We start from the raw sequence: 13,472 nt of genomic DNA, 5'->3' as shown, positions 1-13,472 counted from the left end.
CCACTGGACACCCACGCCAAGCACCGTCGAGCTCACTGCCCCACCACCGCTGCGCGGGCGACGCTCCCGCAGCGGTGGTAGCAAGGGAGCAGGATTGCGGCTCGAGCACGGGAGCGACGAATGAGTACGGAGAGAGCCGCGTCCGAGGTCATCGAGGTCGTCCTCGTGCCGGACGACCCGTCCGACGGTGCAGAGAACGCATTGCGGGCCGGTCTCGCCGAAAGCCCGCGGCGGATCCCGCACCGCTACGGGTACGACACGACCGGTTCACAGCTGTTCGAAGAAATCCGGCGCCTGCCCGCGTACTACCCTCCCCGCGCGGAAGACAGGCTGCTGCGGGACCATGCGGGCGAGGTGGCGCACCTGTCCGGGGCCACCGAACTCGTCGACCTCGGAGCCGGCAGCGCGGAGAAGTCGGAGCTCCTTCTGTCAGCCATGGATGCGCACGGCCTTCTCCGCGCGTACACGGGGATCGATGTGAGCCCGGGGCCGATGAAGGCCGCGGGACGACGATTCGTAGCCCGGTGGCCGGCCGTACGGGTCACGACGGTGCACGGCGATTTCAGCGCTGCCCTGCCGTGGCTCCGAGGCCGCGGGACCGGCCGCCTCGTGGCAATGCTCGGCAATACCTTCGGCTGCCTGACGCCGCCCGAGCGATCCCGCTTCCTGCGCTCGCTCCGGGACTGCTGCGGGCCGGACGACCACGTCCTGCTCTGCGTGGACCTCTACCAGCCCGTCGAGGCCGTACGGCGGGCGTACGGAGCGGGGTTCGACGGGGAACGGCCGGTGCGCCGGCTGTTCGCGCTCAACACGCTGGCTCACCTCAACAACGAGTACGGCGCCGACTTCGAGCTCGCCTCCTTCGAGCCGGCCGTGGTCTACGACGTCCCGCTCAAGCAGGTGAGGGGCGAGATCCGCAGTGTGGCGCAGCAGCGCGTGTCGCTCCCCCGGCTCAACATCTCGCTCGACTTCGCCAGGGACGAGACGTTCTTCCACGACGTGATCCAGAAATTCGAACTCAGCCAATTGGTAGCGGAGTTGGCGGCCTTCGGCTTCGAGTGCCGGCGGCATTGGGTGGAGGAGGAGTACCAGTACGGGGCTCTTCTGCTGCGCTGAAGCAGCTGCGCTCCCCACGGGCATGGGCGTGAAACACGACCGGCCGCCGCATTACAGTGGACCGTACAGTCCATTCTGCAGTGCATCTCTCTGAGGAGGCGGGGCATGCCCGGGCAGCTGACGGCGAAGGGCATGGCGACTCGGAATCGGGTCGTTGAGGGGGCCGCAGCGGTGTTGCGGGAGAATGGTGTCGCATCGGTGACGCTGGACGACATCATGGCGCGGACTCGCACCAGCAAGGGGCAGCTGTTCCACTACTTCCCGGCCGGCAAGGAAGAACTGCTCGTTGCCGTAGCCCAGTTCGAGGCAGATCAAGTCCTGGAAGACCAGCAGCCGTATCTGGACTGCCTGGACTCGTGGGAAGCCTGGGAGCAGTGGCGTGATGTGGTGATCGAGCGGTACGAGGCCCTGGGCGACGAGTGTCCGCTCGGGGCGTTGTTTCTTCAGGTCGGGCGCTCGACGCCCGGGGCGCGGGCGATCGTCATCGAGTTGATGCGCCGCTGGCAGGCGAGTCTGGCCGCAGGCATCCGGGCGTTGCAGTCGGCCGGCCTGCTCCCCGCCGAGCTCGATGTCGATGCGCGGGCTGCGGCACTGCTGGCCGCGGTTCAAGGCGGTGTGTCGATTCTGTTGTCGACCGGACAGTCCGCCCACCTGCGCGCCGCCCTCGACCAGGGGATCGCGGACCTGCGCCGCGCGGGCAGCGCGGCGCAGTGACCTGGCGCCTGGAGGGGCCCGGCGGCTGGACGGATCTGGCGGCTGGGTGCTCGGTCAGCCGGCGATGACGGCAGCGGCGGTGCGGCCACCGTCGACGTCGAGCACGGTGCCGTGCACGAAGGCCGACTCGTCACTGGCCAGGTACGCGGCGGCGTTCGCGATGGCGTCGGGAGTGCCCACGCGGCCCGCAGGAGTGCCCTTCATCATGGCCTCGCCCGGGTGGGCCTCTCCCGGCGCGGGCGGCAGCACCACACCCGGGGAGATCGCGTTCACGCGTACGCCCTGCGGCCCGAACTCCGCAGCCCACGCTCGGGTCAGGGTTTCCATCGCGCCCTTGGTGGAGCTGTAGAGGGCGCCGACCGGGACACCCAGGCGGGCGATCCACGAGCCCAGTTTGACGATCACCCCGCCGCCGGTGTGCACCATGGCGGGAGCGACGGCCGCGGTCAGGAAGAACGGGGCTTTCACGTTCACGGCATAGACCTGGTCAAAGGTCTTTTCGTCGGTGGCAGCGGTGGTGTCGCCGGGGTAGATGCCGGCGTTGTTGACCAGGACGTCGATGCGGCCGCCGAGGACCCGCGTCGCCTCCTCGGCCAGGAGCTGCGAGGCGTCGACGCTGCCGTCCAGATCGGCCCGGACGAAGTCGGCGCTGCCGCCGCGGGCCCGAATGCCGTCGACAACCTCCTTGCCTCGGTCGGCACTGCGGCCCGACACAACAACGTGCGCGCCCTCGTCGGCGAAGGCCTCCGCGATTGCCCGCCCGATGTTGCTGGTCGCTCCGGTCACCAGGGCCGTCTTACCCTCAAGGCGCATCGACATCGTCCACTCCGTCGGTCGATTGTTCACGGTGAATACGCCCGGCCGAACCGCATTCAGCGGTCAACCGGTCGGCGCCCCGTGCATCCAGGGCGGAGTGCCACTGTGCGACGGCAAAAATGGACCCGCAAGTCCAAAATAGGAGGGCCGAAACGGGAGGCCGCAACGGGAAGGCTGCAATCGGCGCCACTCCGGCCGGACTGCCGGACTACTGGGCTACTGGGCTACTGGGCTACTGGGCTACTGAGAGACGCCTATTACGGCCGTCGTGAAGGCAGTGCCTGCAGCTCGGGCCAGCGGGTGAGCATGCCCGTACACATGGCTGCGGCGAGTCGGCCGAATTCCTTCAACTCACCATCCTCGGAACCCATTTGGCCGACGACCTGAAGACGGTGTGCCAGCCGTTGACGGGCGGTCGCAGTGCCCCATTTCCAGTCGCGGCTCGGGAGTTTGCCCAGGTAGTCGGTGGTTCCCCGCTGAGCCCGCTGGACCAGTGCGTCGCCCCGCAGCAGCCAGCCGGCGCATGCGTCGGTGAGATTGCCGTCGGCCTCGGTACCCGTCGCGTCGCGCCACGCCGTGCGGTACGCGCACTCTGCCGCTTCCAGCAGTGCCGGCGTCGGGGCGGTGACGCACCAGCAGGTGGGGAAGCCGATGCGGAGGTAGGCAAGCTCCACAATCCCGTTGCCCAGCGCGGCCTGTTCGAAGTCGATGAATCTGACGCCGCTGCTGGTGTGCAGGTCGTTGCCAGGACAGGGATCGCCGTGCAGCAGCGCAGTACGGCCCGGGGCCCGGGCCAGGCGCTCCAGCAGGCCTTCCAGCTCGGTTCGTACGCCGGGCGGCACAGCGACGTCCATCGCCTGCGCAAGCGCGAGGAAAGAATCGGTGTCGTCCCCACTCGGGCCCGACCAAGCGGGAAGGCCGTCCGCCGCGTCGCCGGTAGGGATCGTGTGGAGCCGGGCCAGTGCCGTCGCGTAGTCGACCACCCAGTCCTCGCGCGGCGCTCGCTCGTCGACGTACTCCAGTACCAGCACCCGCTCGTCCGGATCGGTGCCGAGAAGCAGAGGCACCACGGGTGGGTCGGCCCCGGACGCGAGCTGCAATGCCGCCACCTCTCGGGTGTAACCCTCAGAGGCTTCCGGGCCGCCGACGAGCTGCTTGATGACCACGCGCGTGCCGGACAACTCGGCCCGCCATACCCGCGATCGCGGGCTGCTCGCCAGCTTGCGGACCCGCCGGGGCGCGCCCAGCTCGGCCCTGAGCCTCTCCCCCAACGGCAGTCGTGACCACATGAGGTCATACTCCCATCCGCCCGGGCTCGCCTGGCCGATGATCCTCCTTTGACCCGCCAACTGGCTGATCCCGATGCGCAGAAGCTTTGGCGATCTTCAACTGCGCTACCGCCTGCGCTCCGTACACCCAAGGAATATGCCTAGCCATACGACGAAACAGCCGGGTTGACCGCAAGATCAATTTGAAGGCGTGGCGGAGAGCGTGACCGACCGCTGCCGGCTTCCCCGTGGTGAAGAATGGCCAGCCCATGCGTGCACAAGCCGGCGTCGAGGAACTCGGCGCGAGTCAGGACGAGCCCATCGCGATCGTCGGGGCCGCCCGCAGACTGCCCGGTGAGGCACGCTCCCTCGCTTCGCTGTGGCGGTTGTTGTCGGCGCGCCGGGAAACGATGCGAGAAGTTCCGCGCGAACGGTGGGGGCAGGAGGAACCGGCCGGCCTGCCCGCGCAGGTGGCGGACCGACTGCGCTACGGCTGCGTCCTGGACGAGGACGTCTATGCCTACGAGCCGGAGTTCCTCGGGATCAACGGTCAGGCGCCCTGGGTGGATCCGGAGCACCGGTTGCTGTCCGAGGTGGTCTGGGAAGCCATCGAGCACGCGTGAATTCCGGCCCAGCGACTGTCGGGTACGCCGACGGGCATGTTTTCCGGGGTCTACCAGAAGGACTACATGCTGCGTGTGCAGCGGCCTCTGGAGGAGGTCAACGCCTACGCGATGTACACCGACTTCGACAGCATCGAGCCCGGTCGCGTGGGGTTCATGCTGAACCTGAAGGGGCCTGAGGTCACTGTGGAGAGCGCCTGCGCCTCGAGGCTGGTCGCGGTGCACACCGCCTGTCAGAGCCTGCGGACCGGCGAGACGGATGTGGCACTGGCCGGGGCCGCCATGCTGACCCTGGGGCCTGAGGGTGTCATCGCCCCCGCGTTGTGGGGCGTGTTCTCCCCCACCGGGCGCTGCCATTCGTTCGATGCCGCCGCGGACGGTTACGTACGCGGTGAGGACTGCGGAGTGGTCGTGCTCAAGCGGCTGGCGGACGCGGTGCGGGCCGGGGACCGGGGGCTGGCGGTGCTGCGCGGTACGGCGGTCAATCAGAACTGCCGGGGCACGCGGCTGAGCGCTCCCTCGGAGCCGGCGCAGATCGATCTCTACCGTATGGCGCTGGAACGCGCGGGCGTCGAGGCCGGTGACGTCGGGATGATCGAGGCACACGGCCCGGGCACGGCGGTGGGCGATCCCATCGAGTTCGGTGCGGTGGCCGCGGTGTACGGCAAGGGCCGGGGGCGATGCGCGCTGGGCTCGGTGAAGACGAACATCGGCCACACCGAACCGGTTTCGGGCGTGGCGGGGCTGCTGAAGGCCATCGGCGCCGTACAGCACGGGATGGTGCCTGCCAGCCTGCATTTCCAGACCTGGAACCCGCAGATCGACCCCAGTGGCACCCGGCTGTTCGTGCCCACCGACACCACCGAGTGGCCGGTGCGGGACGGCACGCGGTTGGCCGCGGTGTCCTCCTTCGGAATCAGCGGTACCAACGCACATGTCGTACTGGAGCAGCCGCCCGCTTCCTCGCCCGCTCGGCGGAAGGCAGTCCGCCCGGTTCCTGCTGCCAGGACGGGCCCCGATCGGGCCGGTGCCCCGCTCGACCAGGCAGGTGCCGCGCTGGACCGAGCCGGTGCCGGGCTGGACCAGGCCGGTGTCGGCCTGGAGGTGTACCCGCTGTCCGCCGGTACGCCCGTAGCCCTGCGGTCCGCGGCCGCCCGCCTGGCCGGCTGGCTGAGTGGCGAGGGGTCACGGGTTCCGTTGGGCAACGTGGCGCACACGCTGGCCGTACGTCGCTCGCCCGCCCGGGAGCGTGCCGCTGTCGTCGCTGCCGACCGGACGGAGCTGGTGACACGGTTGGAGGAGCTGGCGGCCGGGACCGCTCCCTACGTCGGGGTGGCGACCGGCAGAGCGGTGCCGGACGCCGGCCGCGGCATGGTGTGGGTCTTCTCGGGGCACGGCTCGCAGTGGGCGCGTATGTGCCGGCAGTTGCTGGACCGGGATCCGGAGGTCACCCGAGTCATCGACGAGCTCGAACCGCTCGTCGCCGAGGAGTCCGGCTTCTCGTTGCGGGAGACCCTGTACAGCTCCGAGGTGGTGACCGGCTTCGACCGGGTGCAGCCGGTGATCTTCGCCATCCAGTTGGGTCTGGCGGCGATGTGGCGGTCCCACGGCGTCGAGCCGGCGGCCGTGATCGGCCACTCCATGGGCGAGGTGGCTGCCGCGGTGGCCTCGGGCGCGCTGAGCATCCAGGACGGTGCACGGGTCATCTGCCGCCGCTCCCGGCTGATCCTGCGGGCCTCCGGGAAGGGGCTGATGGCCTCGGTCGCGCTGGGGCGTGCAGAGGTGGAACGGTTGCTGGCGGAGGAGGACGTACAGGGGGTGACCGTCGCGGTCGTCGCGTCGCCGGAGAACACCGTCGTCGGTGGGGATGCCGATCGCATCCGCCGCCTCGCGGAGGAGTGGGGCTCACGCGGCGTGGGCATCCGCGTGGTCGAGGTGGACGTCGCCTCCCACACCGACCACATGGACGCGCCATCCTGCCCGCGCTCGCCGCCGCCCTCGGCGACATCGCCGGCAGGACACCGGGTACGGCCTTTTACAGCACCGTCACTGACGACCCACGCGAGCACGTTGCCTTCGACGCCGCGTACTGGGCCGACAACCTGCGCCAGGTCGTGCGCTTCGCCGACGCGGTACAGGCCGCGGCCGAGGACGGGCACCGGCTGTTCGTCGAGATCGGCCCTCACCCCGTGCTGGCTCATCCGGTGCAGGCCACGCTCACCGCGCACGGCCACCACGACACTGCCGTTGTGCCCTCGCTGCTGCGTGACACCGATGACGCGCTGGCCTTTCACACTCACGTGGCCGCGCTGCACTGCGCCGGCCATCCGCTGGACTGGGCGGACCGGTACGGTGACGGATCTCTGGCCGATGTGCCGCCGACCACCTGGGAACGCACGCGGTACGTCGTCGACGTCTCCCCCTTTCCGCATCGGCATCGACATCGGCGCCCGCATCCGCATCCGAGGGCACGTGCGTCACCGCCACCGTCGAGGCAGCAGGCCCGGACACCGCTCACTGGCGGGTGGCCAGCACGGCCTCCGACGGAACCTCCGTCCAGCACGCGCAAGCGCACCTGCATCTCACCCCCGCGGACGGCCCGCTCCCGCAGGACTGCGACCTGCAAGCCCTGTTGGCACAGTTCCCGCACGCCGTGGAGCCGACGGAGATCTACCGGCAGATGCGCGAGGAACGCGGCGTGCACCACGGTTCGCCATTCCTCGGCCTGCAAGCCCTGCACGCCGATGACGCACCGGCCGACCGCGCAGGCGCCCGCCTCCTCGCCAGTCTTCAGGTACCCGACGAGGGCCGGGCCGGCGCGCAGACGCTGCACTGCCATCCGGTCGCGCTGGACACCTGCCTTCAGGCCGTCGCGGGCGCCGTACTGCGCACCGGTTCCGTACCGGTCGGCGGCATCCTGCCGCGTCGCATCGAGGCCCCGCGTCTGTACGGGAAGCTCCCGCTGAGCGGGTACTGCCTGGTCACCCTGCGGCAGGTGGACGGCGACCGGTACGTGGCGGACTTCCGGCTGTGGGCCGACGACGGGTCCGTGGCCGCGGACGCCACCGGAGTGGAGTTCCGCCACATGCCCGCCGAGAGCGCGGAGGAGCTCTTCACCGGCCGCCTGCTCCAGGCGTGCTGGGAGCCCAGCGAACGTCCGGAGCCGAACCCGGTGCCCGGTACGTGGACCCTCCTGGCGGGACCCGGGCGCCACTCGTACGCGGCCGCCCTGGCGGAGGCCCTGGAGAAGCATGGCGCCACAGTGGACATCCGGGCCCTCACCTCAGAGGGCACCGTGGACGGCGGGGACGCACTGGTGACGCCCGCCGAGTCCGAGCACGACGCAAAGGAACCGTGCGTACCCCAGGCCGTGGTGTACCTGCCGGCCGCCGGCACGGGACCCGACTATGGCTCCGACGGTGGTCCCGACAACACATCGCTCGCCCATCGAGCGCACGAGCAGGTCGCGCACCTGGTGGCAACCGTCCGCGCACTCACACAGAACGCAGACGGCGGGACCACGCCGCGCCTGTGGACCCTCACCGGCACCGCACAACAGGTCATGCCCGAGGACCGGCCGGACCTGGGACAGTCGGGTCTGCGTGGGCTCGTACGGGTCCTCAGCTATGAGCACCCCGAGCTGCGCCCCAGCATTCTGGACGTCGATGGGCACACGCAGGTCGCGGAGGTCGCCGCCGAGCTGGTGTCCTGTCCTGCCGAGCAGGACGAGATCGCCTACCGGAACGGGACACGTCACCTGGCACGGTTGCGCAACACCCCGCTGACGGAGGAGGAACGCCACCGCACCACCGTCGACCACGGCCGCGACCAGGTGGCACTGCATCTGGCACACGCCGGCGACCTGGACTCCTTCGAGCTCGTCGCCCAGTCCCGCCGCCGGCCCGGACCGGGCGAGATCGAAATCCGCGTCGATGCCACCAGCGTCAACTTCATCAACGTGCTCCAGAGCATGGGTGTCTACCAGCGCTTCAATGCGGACGAAGAGCGCGAGCACTCGGAGGTCTGCGCCTTCGACGGCGCGGGCGTCGTCACCACCGTCGGAGACGGTGTCCAGGACGTACGGCTGGGCGACCGCGTGGCGGCGATGTTCGTGGACGAGGCCCAGTCCGCCGTCATGGCCTCCTTCGCTGTCGTACGTGCCGACTGCGTCCTGCCGGTCCCGGACGCGGTGAGTACAACGGACGCCGGAGCCCTCCCGTGTGCCTATCTGACCGCCTGGTACGCCTTGCGGTACCTGGCCCGGCTGCGGCGGGGAGAGAAGGTGTCATCCACTCGGCCAGCGGCGGCACCGGCTTGGCCGCGCTGCACCTCGCGCGGGCCTGCGGCGCGGAGGTACTGGCCACCGCAGGCAGTGAAACCAAGCGGGTGTACTTGCGCACGCTGGGCGTCGCTCACGTCATGGACTCCCGCACCCTGGACTTCGCCGACCAAGTGCGCGACCTCACCGAGGGCCGCGGCGTCGACGTCGTCCTGAACTCCCTCACCGGCCCGGCACAGTCCGCGAGCCTGGACCTGCTGGCCCACCGGGGCCGGTTCATCGAACTGGGCAAGCGGGACATCTACGCCAGCACCCGGCTGGGTCTGCTGCCCTTCCGACGCAATGTCACCTTCACCGGCGTCGACGTGCTGATGATGATGCAGCAGGACCCCGACCTGCTCGCCGAGGGCTACCGCGAGCTGGCCGGCATGCTCGCCGACGGTTCCCTGCCGCTGCTGTCCGTCACCGAGTACCCCGTGGCCGACGCATCGTCAGCTTTCCACACCATGGCCTCCGCCTGGCACACCGGCAAACTCGTTCTCACCTCGCCCACCGAAGGCACCGGCACCCTGCCCGTGCGGCCCGACGACGCCCCCGTCGTACGGCCCGACGCGAGCTACCTGGTCACAGGCCTCGGCGGGCTGGGCCTGCTGGTCGCCCGGTGGCTGGCCGAACGAGGCACCGCGGCCGTGGTGCTCACCTCCCGCACCAAACCCAACGCGGCCACCCGTACCGCCCTCGATGCCCTCACGGCCGATTTCGGCACCCGCGTGGACATCGTGTGCGGCGACCTCGCCGAGCCGGGCGTCGCCGACACCCTCGTACGTGCCGCCCAGGACACACCGGGCACCCCCTGCGCGGCGTCGTCCACGCCGCGGCCGTCGTCGAGGACGCCACCGTTGCCAACCTCTCCCCCGCCCTACTGGAGAAGGCCTGGCACCCCAAGGTGACGGGGGCCTGGCTGCTCCACCACGCCGTCCAGGACCGAACCCAAGAGCTCGACTGGTGGGTGAACTTCTCCTCCGCCGCCTCCCTGTTGGGCAACCCCGGCCAGGGCGCCTACGCGGCCGCCAACGCCTGGCTGGACGAATTCACATCCTGGCGCCGTGCCCAGGGCCTTACCGCCACCTGCATCAACTGGGGTCCGTGGGCGGAAGTGGGACGCGGCACCGGAATGGCGGAACGCGGCTACACCATGATCGCGCCCGCAGAGGGCATCGCTGCCCTGGAACGCCTCCTCTCCCACGACCGCAGCCGTAGCGCCTACACGCCCGTCGACCTGACACGGTGGCTGGAGTCCTACCCGGCCACCGCCCGCACCGCCTTCTTCGCCGAACTGGCCGCACCGGCGGCGGGCGCGGACTCCGCCGGAGGCGCCGGCAGTGCCCTACTGCAATCCCTGCGGGAGGCAGAGAGCCCCCAGCAGCGTCAGCACCTCCTCCAGCCCCAGGTCATCGACCACATCGCCACGGTCCTGCGCCTGAGAACCGACCGCTTCGACGCCAACACCTCCTTGGTCACACTCGGCCTGGACTCCCTCATGGCCCTTGCGCTGCGCAACCGCCTGCAACGCGAACTGGCCCTGGAGATCCCCACCACGGTGATGTGGACCCACCCGACGGCCCTGGCCCTCACCCGCTATCTCCTGGGCCGCCTCTTCCCCGAGCCGACGTCCACCAACGCCTCCTGACCGCCCCCGCTCCCAACTGATCGACGGGCCCACTCCCCCGTTCCACCCAACCGCTAGGTGAGCACCACATGCCCCCTCCCACCGACTCTGCCCGCACTCCCGGCACCTGGGACGTGATCGTCATCGGCGGCGGCCCGGCCGGAGCCACCGCCGCCCGCGTCGCCGCCGAGAACGGCTGCGCCACGCTGCTACTGGAACGCGCCGCCATCCCCCGCTACAAGACCTGCGGCGGTGGCCTGATCGGAGCAGCCCTCGACGCCCTTCCTCCCGGGCTTCCCCTGAAGAGGTACGACACGGCCGGGCAGTTCACCTTCACCCTCAACGGCCGCAAGGAACGCACCCTCGCCTGCGCCTCCCCGACCTGCGCCATGGTCTACCGCAGCGAACTCGACGCTGGCCCTGACCGATGCCGCCGCCGCGGCGGGCGCAGAGGTCCGGGACAGTACCGCGCTGACCGCCCTGGAGCAGCAGGGCGGCACCGTCACGGTGAAGACCAACCGTGGCGACACTCTCCACTCCCGAGCCGTCATCGGTGCTGACGGCAGCGCCAGCAAAGTCGCCCGGTACGTGGGGGTGCGGTGCGCGCAGGTCGACCTCGCCCTGGAGGTCGAGGTACCGGCCGACGAGCGGACAGCAGAACGGTGGCGAGGCCGTATCCTGATGGACTGGGTACCGCTGCCGGGCTCCTTCGGCTGGGTCTTCCCCAAGGGCGACGTCATCACCGCCGGCGTGGTGGCCGCCCGTGGCAACCCCGTAGCCCTGCGCGCCTACAAGGAGGACTTCCTCAAACGCCACGAACTCCTCGGCCCTCGTCCCCTCCACGACACCGGCCACCTGACCCGCTGCCGCCACCCCGACTCCCCGCTGGCCCGCGGGCGCGTACTGGTCGCCGGTGACGCCGCGGCCCTCGTCGACCACTGGTCCCGAGAAGGCATCTCCTACGCCCTGCGCTCAGGTGACCTCGCGGGCCGTGCCGCCATCCGCCTCGTCACCGCCGCCGACACAACGGAGGAGACCACCGCAGCCGACCACTACGGACGGCAGATCAACCACGACCTCGGGGGTGAAATGCGTGCCAGCGGCTCGCTGTCGCACCTCTTCGCCCGCAACCCCGGCCTGCTCCACACAGCCCTCACCCGCGTGCCCCCCATGTGGCGCCAGCTCGACTCCTACATCGCCGGCCACACCAGCGTCGCCACCATCATGACCACGCCTTTGGCGCGCACCGCGGCGGCCGTGGGCACCCGCCTCCCGCTCCCGCGCAACAGGCGAGCAGGCGACCCTGCACGCCAGCCGGAAGGTGCAAAGGGCACGGCCGGCTGATCGAGGCTGCGAGGAGGCCCACGGAAGAGCCCGGCGACCGCCCCGGGCATTCGACCGGTCAAGACGACGACCGACCTCCGGGGATGCACCCAGACCGTCAACTTCGGAATTCCCTGGCCCAGCCCGCTCGCCTACTTCCAGCGCTGGGCCATCGGAATACGGGAGGTCGCCGCCGCACCTCAGGCATGGAGTGGCGTATCCGTGAAGGCGTCGAGGGTGGCTGCATGCGGGGCTTCATGGGGCTCGGGGTGAGGATGGCCGGCTGCTAGGACGTAGAGCGGGGTGTGTCCGGTGTTGTCCAGCGTGCAGCGCTCGGCGAGCAGCGTGTCGACGAACGCTCCGGTCTGGGCCGGGCCGAGTCCCAGCGCGGTGGCGGTCAGAGCGAAAGTCTGTCCCAGGTGTCCGGCGTTCAGCAGGCATACCCGGTAGCAGCGAGGGGTGCTGTACTTCATGCTCATGCGTTCCAGCCGGGCGGCGAGGACCACGAGGAAGGCCGCGTTGCCTGCCCAGTCCTGGTCGGCGCACAGATGCGCTGCTTCGTCGTTGGTGAGGCCTTCGGACAGCAGTTCCAGGGAGTGCTGCAGGCTGTTGTAGTGGTACCAGCCGGGGGCGAGGCCGGCGACGTTGAGCGCGCCGAGGTAGGCGTCGAGTTCCTGGCGAGAGCCGCCGGACGGGCTGGTCCGGCGGAAGACCGCGCCGTGGCCACTGTCGATGAAATCCACCGGTCCGAAGACGGTGCTCAGAAGCGTGGCCAGCGTGTCCAGCGATACCGGAGTCGAGGTGAAGTCGCGGTGCGTGCGGCGGTCGTAGAGCACCTTGTCGTAGGCGGTGCTCAGTTCGGCGCGGCGCCGGGGCAGCAGCAGGCGCTCGGCTTCCGGGTAGCTGGTGAAGAGGGGTGGCATCGCTGCTGTCTCCGGGGTGATGTCGGTGTCCCCGGTGTTGATGCCGCTGTCGACGTAGTCGTTCTGTGTGGCGTAGTGGAAAAAGGACGCTTCCGGGTGCCACGTGGCCCAGTGGCGAGCGATGTCCTGGTCCTGGGCGGCGGAGGGGCTGTCCTCCGCCAGCAGCGCTCCGGCGTCCGCGAGGGCGGACACGGCCTCTTCAATGCTCTCGGGCGCAAGGTGGTCGAGGTTCTTGGCTGCTTCGTCCGGTGTGGTCCAGTCCTCGAAGGCGGAGAGGATCTCGGCGGCCGCCGGGTGCAACGAGGTAGGCGTGCCACGGGGGTAGGGGTGGACGATGAACATGCCCTGGTGCCAGTAGCAGGTCAGGCAGCGGGAACGGCGAAGGCGCACGGCTACTCCAGCGGCGGAACACGGCAAGGGGGCCTGGCCGAGGAACGGCGGGGGTTTGTGGCCCCCGCCGTTCGCGCGGGCTCACTTCGAGCCGTAGCTCCGGAAGCGGGCCAGGTAGTACCCGGCTCGACGGTCGGCACGAGCAGCTGCCTGAGCGTTCATTGTGATCTTGCGCATGACTGTCGCCTCCTCAGGAGATGGAGTATGTCGAAATTCGAACTAATGGCTCGAATTCGGTCATACGCATGCCCGCTCACAGCCTCAGCACTCAGAGCCACCACTCGAACCACTCGTTTGGCGGCACGGGGCCTTTGTCGAGTTGCCATCCCAACCGGGGCAGCGCGGCCACGG

The 13,472-nt window shown here is 70.0% G+C and carries 9 protein-coding genes and 3 pseudogenes; 9 read left to right on the top strand and 3 right to left on the bottom strand.

What is annotated here, in order from left to right; all coding sequences use genetic code 11:
- Positions 1–165 precede the first annotated feature (165 nt).
- Entirely contained in the window at positions 166–1,116 is a 951-nt protein-coding gene (locus tag ABZ840_RS07390; RefSeq protein ID WP_361554703.1) for an L-histidine N(alpha)-methyltransferase, read from the top strand.
- Positions 1,117–1,221: 105 nt separating this feature from the next.
- Complete coding sequence (locus ABZ840_RS07385; RefSeq protein WP_361554700.1) at positions 1,222–1,830, top strand: TetR/AcrR family transcriptional regulator; 609 nt, start codon at positions 1,222–1,224, stop codon at positions 1,828–1,830.
- 54 nt (positions 1,831–1,884) lie between these two features.
- Here ABZ840_RS07385 and ABZ840_RS07380 read toward each other — a convergent pair whose 3' ends face one another.
- A complete protein-coding gene (locus tag ABZ840_RS07380; protein ID WP_361554697.1) occupies positions 1,885–2,649 on the bottom strand; it encodes a glucose 1-dehydrogenase in 765 nt (254 codons plus the stop codon).
- Between the two features lie 254 nt (positions 2,650–2,903).
- A complete protein-coding gene (locus ABZ840_RS07375) occupies positions 2,904–3,935 on the bottom strand; it encodes a phosphotransferase (RefSeq protein ID WP_361554694.1) in 1,032 nt (343 codons plus the stop codon).
- 248 nt (positions 3,936–4,183) lie between these two features.
- Here ABZ840_RS07375 and ABZ840_RS07370 point away from each other — a divergent pair.
- The 7 genes and pseudogenes from ABZ840_RS07370 to ABZ840_RS07340 all read left to right on the top strand — a co-directional run.
- Positions 4,184–6,448, top strand: a pseudogene (locus ABZ840_RS07370) (type I polyketide synthase); the annotation flags it as partial.
- A pseudogene (locus tag ABZ840_RS07365) lies at positions 6,436–6,801 on the top strand (acyltransferase domain-containing protein); the annotation flags it as partial. The pseudogenes ABZ840_RS07370 and ABZ840_RS07365, both read left to right, overlap by 13 nt.
- 260 nt (positions 6,802–7,061) lie before the next feature.
- Positions 7,062–7,580 (top strand): annotated as a pseudogene (locus ABZ840_RS07360) (polyketide synthase dehydratase domain-containing protein); the annotation flags it as partial.
- Between the two features lie 1,175 nt (positions 7,581–8,755).
- Positions 8,756–9,766, top strand: coding sequence for a zinc-binding dehydrogenase (locus tag ABZ840_RS07355; RefSeq protein ID WP_361554691.1), 1,011 nt, complete (start codon positions 8,756–8,758; stop codon positions 9,764–9,766).
- Positions 9,670–10,506: a beta-ketoacyl reductase gene (locus ABZ840_RS07350; RefSeq protein ID WP_361555402.1), complete on the top strand. Its 837-nt coding sequence runs from the start codon at positions 9,670–9,672 to the stop codon at positions 10,504–10,506. The genes ABZ840_RS07355 and ABZ840_RS07350 overlap by 97 nt, the downstream gene beginning before the upstream one ends.
- Positions 10,507–10,574: 68 nt before the next feature.
- The gene (locus ABZ840_RS07345) at positions 10,575–11,045 is read left to right on the top strand and encodes an FAD-dependent oxidoreductase (protein ID WP_361554688.1); all 471 of its coding nucleotides are present in this window, start codon (positions 10,575–10,577) and stop codon (positions 11,043–11,045) included.
- Positions 10,957–11,829: a hypothetical protein gene (locus tag ABZ840_RS07340; RefSeq protein WP_361555399.1), complete on the top strand. Its 873-nt coding sequence runs from the start codon at positions 10,957–10,959 to the stop codon at positions 11,827–11,829. The genes ABZ840_RS07345 and ABZ840_RS07340 overlap by 89 nt, the downstream gene beginning before the upstream one ends.
- Before the next feature lie 179 nt (positions 11,830–12,008).
- Here ABZ840_RS07340 and ABZ840_RS07335 read toward each other — a convergent pair whose 3' ends face one another.
- Positions 12,009–13,121: a SagB/ThcOx family dehydrogenase gene (locus tag ABZ840_RS07335; RefSeq protein ID WP_361554685.1), complete on the bottom strand. Its 1,113-nt coding sequence runs from the start codon at positions 13,119–13,121 to the stop codon at positions 12,009–12,011.
- Positions 13,122–13,472 lie beyond the last annotated feature (351 nt).

Origin of the sequence: Streptomyces sp. NPDC047117, from assembly GCF_040643545.1 — a bacterium.
In the GTDB taxonomy this organism is placed as follows: domain Bacteria; phylum Actinomycetota; class Actinomycetes; order Streptomycetales; family Streptomycetaceae; genus Streptomyces.
This window is presented reverse-complemented; position numbering and strand designations above follow the sequence as displayed.